Here is a 16,868-nt window from a genome sequence, read left to right on the forward strand (position 1 = left end):
AGGGGACACAGGTGACGGAGCAACATACCGGGACGCGCGCCGTCGTACTCGGCGGGAGCATGGCGGGCCTGTTGGCGGCGCGGGTCCTCTCCGAACGGTTCGGCGAGGTCGTGGTCGTGGACCGGGACGTGATCCTGGGGGCGGCGGGCCCCCGGCGGGGCGTGCCGCACGGACGCCACGCGCACGGGCTGGTCGCCCGCGGCCATCAGGTGCTGGAGGAGCTGTTCCCCGGGCTCACCGCGGAGCTGCGCGCCGCCGGCGCCGAGCCGGGGGACTTCAACGGGGACATCCGCTGGTACTTCAACGGCCGTCGGCTGCGGCCCGGCCGGTCCGGGCTCGTCTCGGTGCCGGCCACCCGTCCCGTCCTGGAATCGCAGGTGCGTGAGAGGGTGCGGGCGCTGGCGAACGTGCTCTTCCGCGAGCGGACCGACATCGTCGGACTGTCGGTCTCCCCGGACCGGCGCCGCGTCCTCGGCGCCCGGGTCCAGCCCCACGGCCACCCCGCGCCCGTGGTGATCGACGCCGACCTGGTCGTCGACGCCACGGGGCGGGGCTCCCGGACGCCCACGTGGCTCGACGAGCTGGGCTACCGGCGGCCCGACGAGGACCGCGTCAAGATCGACCTGGCCTATACGACGGCGCACTTCAAGCTCCGCGGCGACCCGCTGGGGTCCGATGTCGCGATCATTCCGGTCGCCACCCCGGCTCATCCGCGCGGTGCGCTGCTCTACCGTGTGCCGGGGCGCGCGGACTGCGTCGAACTGTCGCTCACCGGCGTGCTCGGCGATCATCCGCCGACCGACCCCGAAGGGTTCCTGCGTTTCGCGGCCTCCCTTCCGGTTCCCGACATCCACCGTGCGGTCGGGGACGCCGAATTGCTCGACGAGCCGGTGATGTTCCGGTTCCCCATGAGCGTCCGCCGCCGCTACGAACGGCTGCCGCGCTTCCCCGAGCGGTTCGTGGTCATGGGGGACGCCGTGTGCAGCTTCAACCCGGTCTACGGGCAGGGCATGAGCGTCGCCGCGCAGGAAGCACTGGTGCTCCGCCGCCACCTGGCGCGGGGCTCCGCTCCTGACGCCCGGGAGTACTTCCGGGACCTCGCGCGGGTCGTGGACGCGCCCTGGGACTTCTCGGCGGGCGCGGATCTCGGCTACGCGGGCGTCGAAGGCCACCGGACCGCGAAGATCAAGTTCGCGAACGCGTACGTCGCGCGGCTCCAGGACGCCGCCGTCCACGACGCGACGCTGGCCAACTCCTTCATGCGCGTCGCGGGGCTCATGGACGCGCCGGCCACGCTGATGAGCCCGCACCGGGCGTTCCGCGTACTGCGCCACGGCCTGCGCCGCGGGCCACGGCACGGTTCCGGTTCCCGGCGCGCCGCCGCGGCGGGTCCGGCGGCCACCCGTCCCGCTTCCGACACCCGCGACACGTGAGGACCACCGACCCCGGAAAGGCTTTCGCATGCGCCCTTTTCGTATCGCCGTGCCCCAGGCCGACATCGACGACCTCCACCGGCGGCTCGACGCGACCCGGTGGCCCGACGAGGTGCCGGGCACCGGGTGGGACCGCGGGGTGCCGCTCGCGTACCTCCGCGACCTGGCCCGGTACTGGCGGACCGGGTTCGACTGGCGCGCCGCCGAGGCACGCCTGAACCGGTATCCGCAGTATCTGACGGGGATCGACGGCGGCACCGTCCACTTCCTGCACGTCCGCTCCCCCGAACCGGATGCCCTCCCCCTGGTCGTCACGCACGGCTGGCCCGGCTCGGTGACCGAGTTCCTGCGGGTGATCGGCCCCCTCACCGACCCCCGGCGCCACGGCGGGCGCCCGGAGGACGCCTTCCACCTCGTCATCCCCTCCCTGCCGGGCCACGGCTTCTCGGGGCGGATACGCACGACGGGGTGGGACGTGCGCCGGGTGGCGCGGGCATGGGCGGAACTGATGGAGCGTCTCGGGTACGCGCGGTACCTGGTGCAGGGCGGCGACTGGGGGATGCCGATCTCGCTGGAGCTCGGGCTGGCCGCCCCGGAGCGGGTCGCCGGGGTGCACGTCAACATGTTCGCGGCGTTCCCGCCGGCCGGCGTCTCCACCGCGGACCTGGACGCCCGCGACCGCGCGCGGCTGGAGTTCGCCGCGTACTTCGAGCAGGACGGGGCCGGCTGGCGCAAGATCCAGTCGACGCGTCCCCAGACCCTGTCCTACGCGCTGACGGACTCGCCGGCCGGCCAGCTCGCGTGGATCACGGAGAAGTTCCGCGAGTGGTCGGCCGCGGAGGACCGCCCCGAAGAGGTCATCGACCGCGACACCCTGCTGACCAATGTCTCCCTCTACTGGTTCACCGCCACCGCGGGGTCCAGCGCCCAGTTGTACTACGAGTCGAACCGGCTCGACGCGGACTTCCTGCGGACCTGGGCCGGGCCGTGGCCGCTGTCCGCGCCCGTGGGCGTGGCGGTGTTCCCGCAGGACGCGGTCCGGCCCGTCCGGCGGTTCGCCGAGGCGGCCCTGCCGACGCTCTCGCGCTGGACGGAGTTCGAGCGGGGCGGCCACTTCGCGGCGCTCGAACAGCCTGAGCTCCTGGTCTCCGACGTGCGCGCCTTCGCCCGTACGCTGCGCTGACCGGGCCGCACGCTCCCGGCCGGCCCGCCTCCCCGGCCGGGTCCGTGCGGGCAACGGCCGGGTCCGTGCGGTCCGTGCAGGCATCGGCCGGGGGCGCGCCGGGCCTCGGTGCTCCGTCGGCGACGCCGGAGGCCGGCCCCCGCCTCCGGCGTCTTGTCGTCTTCGCTCCCGTGCACCGCGACGCCCGGCCCCGCCTGCCCCCTCCCAGCGGTCCGGGCGGACCCTGTGCCGCCTGTCGGGCACAGGGCCGCCGACGGTGCCGACGCCGCCCTACGGGCGCTCGTCGCGTTTCCTGCCGTGTATCAGGTCGCGCCCCGCCCGGCCCAGTTCGTCGAACGCGTCGAGGTCCGGGACCGTCCAGCCGTCCAGGCCGTACTCCCCCAGGCACGTGTCGACGAGCCCCTTGAACTCGTCGAGGCGCCCGTCCGCCGCGTGCTTGAGGAGCACTTCGATCCGTACGTTCTCGTGGTTGCCCGCGTAGTTGCGTTCGTAGAGTTCATGCCGGCCGCCGAATTCGGTTCCGACGGCGTCCCACAGCAGCTTCATCAGTTTGACCCGTTCGACGGCGTCCACTCCGTCCGACCCCCGGATGAACCGGTCCAGGTACGGGCGGATCTCCGGGTTGGCGAAATCCTGGGCGGACGAATTGAGGTAGATGAGGCCACTGGCGACATCCTGCAACGCGATCTCCCGAATCCGGGGGTAGCCGAGCTGCATGAACCATCGGTAGGCCATTCCGTACTGCGGGTTCGGCAGCAGCGCCCCGTTCTTCCACGGCACCGGATTGCGTGCCGCCGCGTCGGACAGCCCCCAGAACAGGTCGCGCCAGGCCAGCACCTCGCCCAGCCGGCTCTGCACACCGCGGAAATCACTGCTGCCGGTGGTGTCCAGGGCCTTGGCCAGCAGCCCCGCCATGAAGTCGAGTTTGACCGCCAGCCGCGTGCAGCCGTGGAAGGTGAACCGCTCGATGAACCCGGATTCCCCGGAAAACCTCCTGATCTTCTCCGCTTCCCCGTAGATGAACACGTTCTCCCAGGGGATGAGCACCTTGTCCAGGACCAGGATCGCGTCGTTCTCGTCCAGGCGGGACGACAGCGGATAGTCGAACGGGCTTCCCGCGAGCGCGGCGGTGGAGCTGTATGAGGGCCGGCAGATGAGTTTCACCCCGGGCGCGCTCATGGGCACCGTCGCCACCAGGGCGAAATTCCTCTTCTTGATCGGCAGACCGTAGTGGGCGATGAAATTGTAGTGGGCCAGCGCCGAACCCGTCGCGACCGCCTTGGCGCCACTGACCACGAGGCCCGCGTCGGTTTCCCGCTCGGCGTGGATGAAAACGTCCTCGACCTGGTCCGGGGGCAGGCTCCGGTCCACCGGCGGATGGACGATCGCGTGATTCCAGTACAGCACTTTTTCCTGCGATTCGGCATACCAGCGCCGGGCGTTGTCGGCGAACGGCCCGTAATAGTCGGCGTTGGCACCCAAGGTGCCCAGGAACGACGCCTTGTAGTCGGGGCTGCGGCCCATCCAGCCGTATCCCATGCGCGCCCACGCCGCGATCGCCCGTTGGTCCCGCACGAGGTCGTCGACGCTGCGGGACACGGTGAAGAATTTATGCGTGTATCCGTCGCTGCCGGTGTCGGTCGCCGTGACGAGTTCGTCGCGGCGTTCCGGGTCGTGCAACACGTCGTACAGGCGGGCGGTCATCCGGGCCGGATTGCGGAAGGCCGGATGCGCCGTCACGTCCTCGACCCGGTCGCCGTGGAGGTAAATCTCGCGAGGGTCTTCCCGAAGGCTGTCCAGATACTCCTCGCCGGTCAACGGGCGGGTGCTGCGGCGTTTCGCCATACGGCACTCTCCTCACTTCCGTGCGTCGCGGGTTCGAACGCCCAGAATCCCACCGGCGGGCTGCCGGCACTTCTTTGGGAATGCGGTGATCCGGTCCGGCGGAAACGAGCAAGGACGAAGGTGCCTGCCGGCTGCCGGGCGGCCGACGATGGCCGCCGGGCAGCGGAGAACACAGGAAGGCTCTTCATGACATCCGAGCGAATCATTACGGTATGGGTGCCCCACTACCCGGTCATTCCTGACCATGCCCAGGAAATGCAGGAGAGGGGAGACAGCTTCTGCGCCGCCCATCCCGGTTACCGGGTGGAGGTGCGTGCCGTCGACTGGCTCGCCTTTCCCACGGAGGTGCACCGTGCCGCGCTGCGCGGCGATCCGCCCGTGCTGGCGCAGTACTTCTACACCTCGGCCCAGGAGGCGCTGGACACGCGGACGGCGTCCGGTGAGCCGCTGTTCGCCCCGATCGGCCCGGCGCTCACCGGCCGCGACGAGATCCTCGGCGAACCGGTCGTCCTGGACGACCTCGTGCCGGCGGCTGCCCGCTACTACACGCGGGACGGCGACCTCCTCGCGATGCCGTCGCTGGTCTCGACGACGCTCATGTACGCCAACACCACCCTGCTGGCCTCGGCCGGCATCACCGAGGTGCCGCGGACCTGGGCGGAACTGCGAACGGCGTGCGAGGCCGTCTCGTCGCACCACGGTGGCCCGGCGATCTCCTGGCCGAATCACGGCTGGCTGTTCCAACAGGCCCTTGCCCAGCAGGGCGGCCTCCTGGCCAACCACGACAACGGGCGTGCCGCCCGCGCCGACGCCGTCGACCTGCTCTCGGACGAGCTGATGGCGTACGCGCACTGGTGGCGGGCGCTGCACCGCGACGGACATTACCTGTATCTGCACAACGGGAGGGCCGTCGACTGGGACGCCAACTTCCGGGCGTTCGCCGACCAGCGCGTCGCGTTCACCATGACGACCTCCGTGGAGGCGGAGCGCATGGTGCAGGCCGGCCACGACGGGGGCTTCTCGGTACGCGCGTGCCGACTCCCTCACAACAGCGAGACCGGGTACGCGGGCAACGTGATCGGCGGCGACGCCCTGTGGCTGGCCCGCGGGCTCGACGACGCCACGCGCGACGGCGCGCTCGCCTTCACGCAGTACCTCCATCATCCGGCCGCGGCGGCGGAGCGGCACCGGCGGACCCGCTTCATCCCCGTGACCGGTGACTCCTTCCGGCTGCTCGACACCGACGGGTGGTTCGACCGCAACCCTCACCTGCGGGTCGCGGTGGACCAGTTGGCGGCCTCGGGGGGCTCGCCGGCCGCATGTGGGGCGTTGCTCGGAGAGTTCGCCGGGATCCAGGAGTGCATGACCGACGCGATGCACGAGGTGCTCGTGGACGGTTTGGCGCCTGCCACGGCCTTCCGGGCAGCGTCCGCCCGCGCCCAGCACACCCTCGACCACTACACCGCCTACTGCGCGGGGCGCACCGCGCGCGGGCCGGTCGCCGTGGGCTGACAGGTCAACGGTGGACGGCGGTGCCCCGGCCGGGGCACCGCCGTCCACCGTTCTCGCGCACGCCTTCTCGGGACCGGCCCCGCGGCTGCGCGCCACACGCCGAAAGGGGCCGCCCATCTGCGGCCGGGCGGCCCCTCGGCACCTCGTCGTCAGGTCTGCTGGACGGCCACCCGGCCGGGACCGGGCCTGGTGGCCGCGAACAGTTCGGGGGCCACGTCCTCGGCCATGGCCGTCGCCGACTGCCAGGCGATGTCGTGCGCCGTGCCGACACCGCCGCAGAGCAGCAAGAACCGTGTCAGGCCGGCGGACAGCAGCGCGTCCAGCTTTTCCCGCACCGTCTCGGCCGACCCGACGAGGGCGAACGGGTTCTTGACGAAGAAGTCGTCCGGTGCTTCGCGTACCGCCTTGATGCCCATGCGCTCCTGTGCCTCGGGCGAATCGAGCGGACTTTCGCCGGGCGCGGCTCCGGCCATCCGGGCCAGGTGCCCCGCGGCGGCCTCGACATGGGAGATGAAACCGCTGCGTACGATGTCGGCGGCCTCCCGGTCGGTGTCCGCGACGACGGTGAAACAGCTCGCCATGACATGGGCCATCGACAGGTGGTGTCCGTGTTCCCGGCCGATCTCGATGTACCGCTGCAGTCGCGGAACCATCTCCTCCACGCCGACCGTGGTCAGCCCGCCGGCGGACGGGTTGATGTTCAGCCCGGTGAAGGTCCCCAGGCCGCGGCGTGCCGCGGTGGCGAACGACTCGTCCGAGCCCGCCGCGGCCCACAGCGGCACCCGCTTCTGCACCGGCCGGGGCCAGACCGTGACCTTGGCGGCCTCCACGTCCGGCAGGAAGGTCGCCGACGACGTGGTCAGGTCGGCCCTCCGCACCGGGAGGTCGACCGTGTTGAGGCCGCCGTCGACGAGGTCGATCGCGTGCTCCTGCGCGGCACGGTCGCCGATGCGGCCGAGACCGACCTCCAGCCGCCCGCCGGAGAGCACGTCGACCATGGCGAGCTGCTCGGCGAGTTCCATCGGGTGGTGCAGCAAGGGGAGGTTCGCGCCCGAGAGGATACGTGTCGTGGTCGTCCGCGCGGCGAGCGCGGCCAGGATGATGTTCGGGTGCGGGCAGGGTGACGAAGGGCCGAAGTGCTCCGGCATGCTGACACCGGCGTAACCGAGACGTTCCGCCTCGACGCAGTGGTCGAGATAGCTTGCGTAGAGCCGGGCCCCGAGCCCGGCGTCCCACTCCTCCGGTATGCGCGACCCCGGTGGTGCGTACGTGAGGTTGTCCCAGTAGACGAACTTGACGATGTCCGGGTCGTCGCCAATCGCATTCATGCGGCTGCCACTCCTCAATTCGCGGAACCGTTCTCACCGTATTCATGGTGAAGGTATCCCCGCGAGAACCGCGCTTTCATCTTCCGAATTGCCGGGCCGGGCAGTGGAATTCTGCGTTGCCGGCCAAAGCGTCCCGCGCGGACGGGACGACGGTCCGCCTCCCCGGGACACCGTCGCGCGTTGGAATTCCATATCACCGAACGCGTCCTCGACTCACCCGGACAGGCGGGGCGTCCGGGTCCCGGACCACCTCCCGCAGGACCCGTGTGTAGTCCCGGGCCGCCTCGGCGATGGTGCTCTCGTCGAAAAGGTTGCTGTTGTACTGGACGGCCGCGACCACGTCTCCGGCCGGGTCGAGGTTCAGCGTCCACAGCGCCCCGTTGGGCACGTCCGACCCGATGGGCTGCGAGCGCAGCCGCCGGCGCACCTCGGAGTACTCGACGTCGCCCACCTGCTCACCGTCGAGCAGGTGCGGGAACGGGAAGACCTGGAACACACACGCCGCGCGCCCGTCCTCCAGCGTCCGGTCCATGAGGCCGTCGGCCACCCCGACCACCCGCATGAACGGGGTGTCGTGCGCGTACGCCGTCAGGCAGCTCCGCCGGACCCGCTCCAGGACGTCCCGGAAGCTGCCGCAGTGGGACAGGTCGGTGCGCAGCGGGAGGTAGTTGAAGAACAGGCCGACCGTACGGTGGAAGTCCTCGTCCTCACGGCCGGGCGAGAACGTCGGGACGACGAGGTCGGTGACGCCCTCCCGCCGGTGCAGGAAGAGCTTGAAGGCCGCCATGAACACCATGAACGGCGTGCAGCGGTGGGCCCGTCCCAGCTCCAGTGCCGGCGCCACCACGTCGGCGCCGATGGCGAACCGGTGGATCGCGGTGGCCTCCGGCCGCCCGGAGGACTTGGGGTGGTCGACGGGGACCGAGACGGCCGATGCGCCGCGCAGGTTGTCCCGCCAGAAGTCCAGCGCGCGTCGCGCGTGCGGCCCCGTCGCGTCCGCGCGTTGCCGGGCGGCGAACTCGCGGTACTGGCGCACCGGTCGCGGCGGCACGCCGAGCGCGCGGCGCGCCGCGTAGCACTCGGCGATGTCGCGGATGACGATGCGCACCGACCAGCCGTCCGCCGCCGTGTGGTGGACGGCCAGCACGAGCAGGGCGTCCTCGTCGTCGAACCGGGCGAGGACCGCCCGCAGCAGCGGTGCCCGCCGGGCACTGACCGCGCCGGTTTCGGCCTCGATCAGCAGATCCTCCACGGCACGCGCGCGGTCGGCCGCCCCGAGTCCGGGCAGGTGCCGCTCCTCCAGCGCGGGCGGCGACGGTGCGAGCACCCGCTGGTGCGGCGGGTCCTCGTCGCGGGCGATGACGGTGCGCAGGGCCTCGTGGCGCGCGACGACGTCGCCCAGCGCCGCCCGGAGCACCGGCCCGTCCACTGACCCCCGCAGGCGCCAGCCGTGGACGATGTGGAAGCGCGGCCCGAACGGCCCTTCCGTGTCCCCGCGGTCGAAACCGCAGATGAATTCCTGATTGAAGGAGAGCGGGAAATTCACGAGCATCCTCCCCGGGACCGTCCGCGGTCCCCGTTCCTGGAAAACGCAGCCGCCGGCCGACTCTAGTGACGCCGCCGGCCGGCCGGTACTTCCAGCGTGCCGAAATTCCGGACAGCAACCGCAAGGGGCGAGATGCCCCCGCGAGCGGGCCCTCGCGAGGCTGGTCCCGATCGTTCGCCACGAGCCCGAAGGAGCCGCCCATGGACGCGGAATCAGTTGTCGGCACCCTGCCCGCACCGCCGGAACCGGGTATCGGGCCGGACACCCTCGTCGCCCGGGCCAGGGCCCTCGCACCGAAACTGGTCGAGCGGCAGGCGGACACCGAACAGCGCACGTTCTACGCGCCGGACATCCACGCGGAATTCCGCCGCGCCGGGTTCTACCGCATTCTCGTTCCGCGCAGGTTCGGCGGCTACCAGTTCGGCGTCGAGACCTTCCTCCGCGTCACGATGGAACTGGCCCGCGCGTGCCCGTCCACCGGATGGATGTACTGCCTCGGCGCGACCCACGCGCTCCCCGCCGCCTCCCTGTTCGACGCCGCGGCGCAGGCCGAGATATTCGCCGGAGGTGACTTCATCTGCCCGGCCACCATCGAGCCCAGCGGCACGGCGGAGCGCCTCGACGACGGGCACTGGACGATCAGCGGAACGTGGCGGTACTGCTCCGGCTCGCCGTACGCCACCCACCTCCTGGCCCATGTCATGGTGCCGGACGAGGACGGTGGCCAGGCCCCGATGCTGTTCATCGCCCCGCGCGACCGGTGGCGCCGGCTCGACGACTGGGGGCAACAGCTCGGCCTCAGAGGCAGCGGATCGCACAGCATCACCATGCGCGACGCCCGCATCCCGGACCGCTTCACCCTGCCCGGCACCCATATGAGCGAGGCGGACGCGTCCTCGGCACCCGGGCGGCACCTGCACGGCGATCCCGAGTACGGGGGCGCGCAGTTCAGTTTCATGCTGCTCGAAGTGGCCGCGCTGGCCGTCGGCATGGCCCGCGGGGCCCTCGACGCCTACGCGGACCTGATGCGGACCCGCCCGGTCATGCTGAGGCCCTCGGTGCGCCGCGCCGACGACGCGGACCACCAGCTCTGGTACGGCGAGGCGGCGGGCATGGTCACGACCGCCGAGGCGGCGGTGATGAACGCCGTACAGCAGTGGAGCGGGCTGTGTGCCCGGCCGCCCTCCGACTTCACCCGGGCCCGGGACCTGGCCATCGCGGCGATCTGCCGGGAGGCCATCCGGCTGTGCTGGAGCGCGGTCGAGAGCCGGTTGTTCCCGTCGTCCGGGTCCAGCGCGGTCCGGCACGGGGAGCGCATCGAACGCGTCTGGCGCGACCTGTCCACCCTCCACAGTCACGCGGGCGTCGGCGTCCTCCTGGCGGCCGTGACCCCCAGGGAGCTGGCGCGCGCCCTCGTCGACGGGCCGGCGGAGGAGCGGTCGTGAGCGGCGGGCCGGGCGGCGCGGCCGCCCCGCTCCCGCGTCCGGGCAGCGCCGGGTACGCGGCGGCGGTCCGGGCGTTCAACCTGGCCGCGCCGCTCCGCCCGGACGCGGCGGTCGTCGTGCGGTCGGTGGACGACATCCGGCTCGCCCTGCGCCGGGCGGCGGCCGAGGGGCTGCGCCCGCGCATCCACACCACGGGGCACGCGGCGGGGTCGGCCGGTTCCATGGCGGGCGCGCTCCTGCTCCGGGTGGCCCCCGCCGGCCGCGTCGAGGTCGATCCGCTCCGGCGCGTCGCCCGCATACCCGCCGGCACACCGTGGTCGGCGGTCGTGGCGGAAGCGGCCGCCCACCGGCTGGCGGTCGCGCACGGTTCGTCACCGACCGTGGGCGCGGTGGGGTACCTGCTGCGCGGCGGGGTGAGTTTCTACGGGCGCTCCGCCGGTCTCGCCTCCAACCTGGTCCGTGCCGTCGAGCTGGTCACCGCGGACGGAAGACCGCGGCGCGCCGCCCCGGACTGCGACCCGGAGCTGTTCCGGGCGCTGCGCGGGGGCGGCGGTGGCTTCGGGGTCGTGACGTCCGTGGAGATCGAGCTGCTGCCGGTCCGCCGTGTCGTCGCCGGGACGGCGTTCTGGCCCGCCGAGTGCGCCGATCCGCTCCTCGACGCCTGGCTCCGCTGGTGCCGGACCGCCCCGCCGGAGGCGACGACCTCGCTGCGCGTCATGAACCTGCCGCGCGTACCGGGCATTCCGCCGTCGCTCACCGAAGGGCCCGTGCTCGGGGTGGACGGGGTGATCGTCGCGCCGGACGACGACCTCGACCGCGCCCACCGTGTGGCCGCCGGTCTGCTCGGGCCGCTGCGCGCGGTGGCGGAACCGCTCCTGGACACCTGGTCGGTGCTGGCACCGGAGGCGGTGCCGGCCGTGCACATGGACCCGGTCGAGCCGGTGCCGGTGCTCGGTGATCACATGCTGCTGGCGGATCCGGGGTCCGCCGGGGCCGCGGCGTTCCTGCGGGTCGTGGGAGCGGGCTCCGGTTCGCCGCTGGTCAGCGCCGAACTCCGGCAGTTGGGCGCCGCTTTGGGCCGGCCGGACGCCCGCGGCGGCGTCCTCGACCACCTGGCCGCGGCGTTCGCCTACATCGGCGCGGGGATCGCGGACGGCCCCGTGGCGCGGGACGCCGTGGCCGCGCACCACCGACGGGTCCGTACCGCGCTCGGGCCCTGGGACACCGGGCGCACGGCGCCCACCTTCGTCGAGACCGCGGGACAACCGCAGGGTCACCTGGAGCCGGCGAAGGTCCATGAGGTGGACCGGGTCCGGGTCCGCGTCGACCCGGACGGCGTGTTCCGGGACGATGTCATGCCCGGATCGTCGGCACGCTGACCGCCGGGCCCGGGCGGCCGCTGTCCGTGAGGCCCGGCGGCCGCCCCACGTGCCGGATGGCCGAAGGCCGGTACGCGCCGGTCGGCCGAGGAACGGGCCGCGCCGGGAGGGGCGTTCGCGGTGTCGCGGTCATGGTGCCGCGGTCGCGGCTTCGTGGCGGGGAGTCGCCGGACGGCGCGTGCGGGCCGGGCGGCTCACGAAGACGCGGCGCCCCGGCCGGGGCGCCGCGTCTTCGTGGGCCGGGGCCGGGCACCGGATCGCGGCCCCGGGTGGCCCGGCCCCGGGTGTCCTGACCCGGCCGTACATGGTCCGCCCATGCCGGTGACCGGTCGCCCACGAGCAGGTCGCCGCCGCGAGGAGCGGCGATGACGGCTCACCGCGCCGCCGGGGGCGCGGCGTACCGGCCGGTGCCGACCCATCCGCCGGGAGTCGCCCGGCAGGCCCCGACGCCCGCCCCGTACAGGACGAGCACGCACCGGCCCCGACACCCGCCCGACACCGGACGATCACGCTGCGCACGGGCCCGGCCCCCACCGCCACTCACCACCCCCGGCCGCAAGCCCCGGACAGCGCCCCCTACGCGTCCCGAGCGATCCGTACGGACATCCGCCCGGAAGGGCCGAGAGGGCGTCCGCGAAGGCCCGTACGCCTGACGGCATTCCCGCGCGGACACCCCGTGAGAACACCGGAGAAACGCTCAGCCGCGGGCGCGCGCCGCGAACTGACCGGGCTCGCGCCCCGGCCCCGCCGACCCGCGGTACGCCTGCGCGATGTCCAGCCACCGGTCCGCCACCGCGCCCGACGCACTGAGGGCGAGGTCGTCGCGGTGCCGGCGACGCGTCGCGAGCAGGCACAGGTCGACCGCGGGCCCCGAGACGCACTCGTCCGCCTCCGGCTCCCCGAACACCCACTCGGCGCCCGACGGCCCGGTCACCTCGAACCGCAGGCCCCGCCCCGGCACCGGCAGGTCCCGCGACCGGTATCCGAAGTCCCAGGTCAGTGCCACGAACCCGGCGACGTGCCGAATCCGGTCGGTCCGTTCCGGGGTCACATCACGGGCGTCGGCGATGTCCTGGCCGTGGGCGAACAGCTCCATCATCCCGGCCGCCGCGAGGACGCCGGCCGGTATCGGCCGTACCAGCCAGGGGACGATCTGCTCCGGCGGCAAGGCGGACAGCGCCCGTTCCGTGGCCGCGCGCTGGGTGCGCCACCGGTCGAGCAGCTTCGCGTTGCCGTCGCCCAGGTACGGCAGCAGGCCCGCCTGGACGGCGTCGTCGAAGGAGCCTTTCAGCCCGCCGATGACCGCCCCGAACGCCCGCGGTGCCGCCGCGGCCTTCTCCGCCAGCGAGAAGACCATGGTCAGATGGGCGATCTGGTGCGCGATGGTCCATCCGGGGGCCGGGGTCGCGGCCGCCCACCGGGCGTCGTCGAGTCCGTCCACGAGCCCGTCGACCCACGTCCCCTCCAGCACCAGGTCGTCGAACACCTCACGTTGCGGCTCCATGACGCTTCCTTCCGGTCGGGTGCACTGGTTTCCGTCAGTCTGCTGGCCCGCCCCGGCCGCCACTTCTCCCGCCATGCTGTCCTGCGTCCCGCCGGTCGCCGCTGCGCAACCGGGGAGAAGCGGGACCCCGGCGCCCCGCCGCACGATGAACCGGCCACCGACACCAGGGAGGACACATGGCGAGGGCCCTGCGATCGCTGCGCCGGACGCTGTTCGCGCCACCGCTCGACGAGGTCTCCTTCGCTCGGCGCGGTTTCCCGCCGCTGCCCGCGAACAGCCCCGCGGACGCCCTGCAAGCCGTCCCCCGCGCCGTGGTCTGCGGTTTCGAGTGGGCCATGGAAGCCGGCGGTCTGCCGGAGCTGACCCACCGTCTGGAGCTGGTCGACGCCGAGCAGCGTGGCTTCGCCTACGAGGGCGCCGCCATGGCGTGCACGGTGCTGGACACGGTCCGGCCGGGCCACGGCAGCCGTACCCGCGCGCTGCTCCAGGGCCCCGGCCGGCCCCACGTACTGCTCGCCTACATCGGTCTGGGCTTCGCCATGGCCCGGCTGCCGCGGGCACTGTGGAAGAAGGTGCTCCCGGACCTGCCCGGCCAGCCCTACCACCCCGTCATGAGCTGGCTGGCGGTGGACGGCTACGGATTCGATCTCGCCTACTTCCACACCCGGCGCTGGGTCGACGAGCAGCGGATACCGCCGGCGTACCCGTGGCTGGGCGCGCCCGACTACTTTCCGCGCGCCGTCGACCAGGGCATCGGACGCGCCCTGTGGTTCATCCACGGCGCCCGCCCCGAGCGGGTCGACAGTGCCGTCCGCGCCTTCGCCGCGCACCGGCGACCGGACCTGTGGAGCGGCGTCGGGCTCGCCGCGGCCTTCGCGGGTGGCTGCGGGGCCGACACCTTCGAGGCGCTGCGGCGGCTCGCCGGGGAGCACCGGGCCGAGCTGGGCCAGGGGGCGGTCTTCGCCGTCCGTGCCCGCGACCTCGCCGGCTTCGTGCCGCCGCACACGGCCGTCGCGTCCCGGGCCCTGACGGGGCTCTCGGTGGCGGACGCGGTCACCCTCGCCGACTCCTGCGCGGTCCGGGGCCCCGGCGCCGGTCCTGTCCCCGCCTACGAGCAGTGGCGGCGCGCGATCGGCTCCCGCCTCGCGCCGGCGGCCCGGCGAACCAGCGGGCCGTGAGCCCGTGATCCCGCACACCGACGACCGACGGATTCCGGGCGAGCCCGGGGAGAGACCACGGAGATTGGGGACGCACATGCCGAGCGCACTGGGCAGGCTGCGGCGCAGGCTGCTGACGCCGAGCGTCACGCAGACCCTGCTGGAGACCCGCGGCTTCCACCGCAAGACGCCCGAGGCCCAGCGGCTGCTGGAGACCATCGGGGCACGTTTCCTGGAGGGCTACGGGCACGCCGTCGCCGCGAGCACCACCGACGAGGCCGAACGCGGTCTGGAGGCCGTCCCGGAGCGGTTCCGGGGCTTCGCCTACGAGGGGGCGGGCATGGGCGCGGCAATGCGCGACGCCCTGCCCGGCCTGGGCCGCGGCCACGTGGACCGGCTGCTCGCCGGACGGGGCGCCGCCCACCCGTACATGATCTACGTCGGCATCGGCTGGTCCATGGGCCGGCTGCCGCGTCGCCTGTGGCCCGACGTGGACGCTCTGGACCCGCTGCTGCGCTGGCTGGTGCTCGACGGGTACGGCTTCCACCAGGCGTACTTCCGCACCGAACGCTACGTACGCCGCCAGTACCGCGATCCCCGCTTCCCCTGGCCGGCGCACGACCACCCGGACTACACCGGCCATGCCATCGACCAAGGCATCGGCCGCGCGCTGTGGTTCGTCTGCGGGACCGACCCCGATCTGGTGGCCACCACCATCGAGAAGTTCCCCCCGTCGCGCCACCGCGATCTCTACGGCGGCGCGGGACTCGCCGCGACCTACGCGGGCGGCTGCGACACCGCCGAGCTGACGGCCCTCCGGGACCGGGCCGGTGCGCACCGCGGTGCCCTCGCCCAGGGCAGCGCGTTCGCCGCGGAGGCCCGGCTGCGGGCCGGCCTGAGCGTGCCGCACACCGCGGCGGCCACCCGGGTGTTCTGTGCGATGGAGCCCGAGGAGGCCGCCGCCGTCACGCAGGACGTCCGCCCGGACGGTGCGGTGACGGGGCCGTTGCCGGCGTACGAGCAGTGGCGTGCCGCCATCGCCGAACGGATCACCGGCATCGGGACGGGCCCCCGATGACCGTGGCCCCCCGCGCGGCGCCGCGCGGCTACGCCTGCCCACCGCTGCGCGCTCTGCCCTCCCTGATGCGGCAGTTGGCCGGTGACCGGCTCGCCATGATGCGGGCCGCCGCCGGGTACGGCGACGCGGTGCGGATCTCGCTCGGCCCCAAGACGATGTACATCTTCAACCACCCCGAGCACGCCAAGCACGTGCTCACCGACAACGCCGCCAACTACCGCAAGGGCATCGGCCTGACCCAGGCCAAGCGCGCCCTCGGCGACGGCCTGCTGACCAGTGAGGGTGAACTGTGGCGGCGGCAGCGCAAGGTGGTGCAGCCCGCGTTCCACCACCGGCGGATCGCCGGCCAGGCTCCCGTGGTGGCCGAGGAGGCGGCCGGACTCGTCGCCCGGCTGCGCGCGCACGTGGGCCGCGGTCAGGTGAACCTCACGCAGGAGTTGACCGGCCTGACGCTCGGCGTACTCGGCCGCACCCTGCTCGACAGCGACCTCGGGGCGTTCTCCGACCTCGGCCGGGCCTTCGAGACGGTGCAGGACCAGGCCATGTTCGAGATGGTCACGATGAGCGCGGTGCCGATGTGGGTCCCGCTCCCCGGGCAGCTCCGGTTCCGCCGGGCCCGGGTCCGACTGCACCAGGTCGTCGAGCGGCTGGCACGGGAGCGCGCCGCGCGCGGCGGGACCGCGGAGGGCGACGACGCGCTGTCCCGGCTGCTCGCGTCGGTGCGCGAGGAGCCCCACCCGCCGACCGGGGAACGGCGGCTGCGGGACGAGTTGATCACGCTGCTGCTGGCCGGGCACGAGACCACCGCCTCGACCCTGGGCTGGACGTGCTACCTGATCGACCGGCACCCGGAGGTACGGGAGCGGCTGCGCGGCGAGGCCCTGGACGTGCTCGGCGAGCACCGGCTGCCGGAGTACGAGGACCTGGTGCGGCTGCGGTGCACGGCGGCGGCCGTCGAGGAGGCGATGCGGCTGTATCCGCCGGTATGGATCCTGCCGAGGCAGGCGCTGGCGGACGACGAGGTCTGCGGTCACCGGGTACCGGCCGGGGCCGACGTGCTGATCTCCCCGTACACCCTGCACCGCCATCCGGGCTTCTGGGAGGCGCCGGAGCAGTTCCTGCCGGAGCGGTTCACGCCGGAGCAGCGGGCCGGCCGCCCGCGCTACGCCCACATCCCCTTCGGTGCCGGGCCCCGGGTGTGTGTGGGGAGCAGTCTCGGCATGATGGAGGCCGTGTTCACGGTGGCCCTGCTCTGCCGCGAGCTGCGCCTGGAGAAACTGCCGGGATACCAGGTGCGGCCGGAGCCGATGCTCTCGCTCGGCATCCGTGGCGGGCTGCCGGTGACGGTACACCGCGCGGGGTGAGCCCGCCGCGACCGGCACGGCGGGGCGGATCCCCTGCACCGGCGGCCGCCCGGTGAATCGCGCTGCCACGGGGCCGTCGCGCATGGCGTACCGC

At 73.3% G+C, this 16,868-nt stretch carries 12 protein-coding genes; 8 read left to right on the top strand and 4 right to left on the bottom strand.

From position 1 onward, the window contains the following. The first annotated feature begins 11 nt into the window (after window positions 1–11). A complete protein-coding gene (locus ACH4EB_RS12310; RefSeq protein ID WP_398347347.1) occupies window positions 12–1,433 on the top strand; it encodes an FAD-dependent oxidoreductase in 1,422 nt (473 codons plus the stop codon). Between the two features lie 28 nt (window positions 1,434–1,461). Continuing rightward, window positions 1,462–2,616: an epoxide hydrolase family protein gene (locus ACH4EB_RS12315; protein WP_398347348.1), complete on the top strand. Its 1,155-nt coding sequence runs from the start codon at window positions 1,462–1,464 to the stop codon at window positions 2,614–2,616. A gap of 270 nt (window positions 2,617–2,886) precedes the next feature. Here ACH4EB_RS12315 and ACH4EB_RS12320 read toward each other — a convergent pair whose 3' ends face one another. Continuing rightward, the gene (locus ACH4EB_RS12320) at window positions 2,887–4,461 is read right to left on the bottom strand and encodes a 4-hydroxyphenylacetate 3-hydroxylase family protein (protein WP_398347349.1); all 1,575 of its coding nucleotides are present in this window, start codon (window positions 4,459–4,461) and stop codon (window positions 2,887–2,889) included. A 186-nt stretch (window positions 4,462–4,647) separates the two neighbouring features. Here ACH4EB_RS12320 and ACH4EB_RS12325 point away from each other — a divergent pair, with 186 nt between their 5' ends. Further along, window positions 4,648–5,973, top strand: coding sequence for an extracellular solute-binding protein (locus tag ACH4EB_RS12325; RefSeq protein ID WP_398347350.1), 1,326 nt, complete (start codon window positions 4,648–4,650; stop codon window positions 5,971–5,973). A gap of 149 nt (window positions 5,974–6,122) precedes the next feature. Here ACH4EB_RS12325 and ACH4EB_RS12330 read toward each other — a convergent pair whose 3' ends face one another. Together ACH4EB_RS12330 and ACH4EB_RS12335 are read right to left on the bottom strand one after the other, a co-directional pair. Next, entirely contained in the window at window positions 6,123–7,301 is a 1,179-nt protein-coding gene (locus ACH4EB_RS12330; RefSeq protein WP_398347351.1) for an LLM class flavin-dependent oxidoreductase, read from the bottom strand. A 193-nt stretch (window positions 7,302–7,494) separates the two neighbouring features. Continuing rightward, complete coding sequence (locus ACH4EB_RS12335) at window positions 7,495–8,847, bottom strand: condensation domain-containing protein (RefSeq protein ID WP_398347352.1); 1,353 nt, start codon at window positions 8,845–8,847, stop codon at window positions 7,495–7,497. 200 nt (window positions 8,848–9,047) lie between these two features. Here ACH4EB_RS12335 and ACH4EB_RS12340 point away from each other — a divergent pair, with 200 nt between their 5' ends. Together ACH4EB_RS12340 and ACH4EB_RS12345 are read left to right on the top strand one after the other, a co-directional pair. After that, on the top strand, window positions 9,048–10,292 hold the full coding sequence (locus tag ACH4EB_RS12340) for an acyl-CoA dehydrogenase family protein (RefSeq protein WP_398347353.1): 1,245 nt from the start codon (window positions 9,048–9,050) through the stop codon (window positions 10,290–10,292). Beyond that, entirely contained in the window at window positions 10,289–11,671 is a 1,383-nt protein-coding gene (locus ACH4EB_RS12345; protein WP_398347354.1) for an FAD-binding oxidoreductase, read from the top strand. The genes ACH4EB_RS12340 and ACH4EB_RS12345 overlap by 4 nt, the downstream gene beginning before the upstream one ends. A 697-nt stretch (window positions 11,672–12,368) precedes the next feature. Here ACH4EB_RS12345 and ACH4EB_RS12350 read toward each other — a convergent pair. Further along, the gene (locus tag ACH4EB_RS12350) at window positions 12,369–13,175 is read right to left on the bottom strand and encodes a TIGR03084 family metal-binding protein (protein WP_398347355.1); all 807 of its coding nucleotides are present in this window, start codon (window positions 13,173–13,175) and stop codon (window positions 12,369–12,371) included. Window positions 13,176–13,351: 176 nt separating this feature from the next. Here ACH4EB_RS12350 and ACH4EB_RS12355 point away from each other — a divergent pair, with 176 nt between their 5' ends. The 3 genes from ACH4EB_RS12355 (at window position 13,352) to ACH4EB_RS12365 (ending at window position 16,774) form a co-directional block, all read left to right on the top strand. Next, window positions 13,352–14,353 (top strand): DUF1702 family protein, encoded by a 1,002-nt coding sequence (locus ACH4EB_RS12355; RefSeq protein ID WP_398347356.1) that lies wholly within the window; start codon window positions 13,352–13,354, stop codon window positions 14,351–14,353. Between the two features lie 76 nt (window positions 14,354–14,429). After that, on the top strand, window positions 14,430–15,410 hold the full coding sequence (locus tag ACH4EB_RS12360) for a DUF1702 family protein (RefSeq protein WP_398347357.1): 981 nt from the start codon (window positions 14,430–14,432) through the stop codon (window positions 15,408–15,410). Next, complete coding sequence (locus ACH4EB_RS12365; protein WP_398347359.1) at window positions 15,407–16,774, top strand: cytochrome P450; 1,368 nt, start codon at window positions 15,407–15,409, stop codon at window positions 16,772–16,774. The genes ACH4EB_RS12360 and ACH4EB_RS12365 overlap by 4 nt, the downstream gene beginning before the upstream one ends. Window positions 16,775–16,868: the final 94 nt, after the last annotated feature.

Source organism: Streptomyces sp. NPDC018045 (assembly GCF_044327445.1).
Classification (GTDB): domain Bacteria; phylum Actinomycetota; class Actinomycetes; order Streptomycetales; family Streptomycetaceae; genus Streptomyces.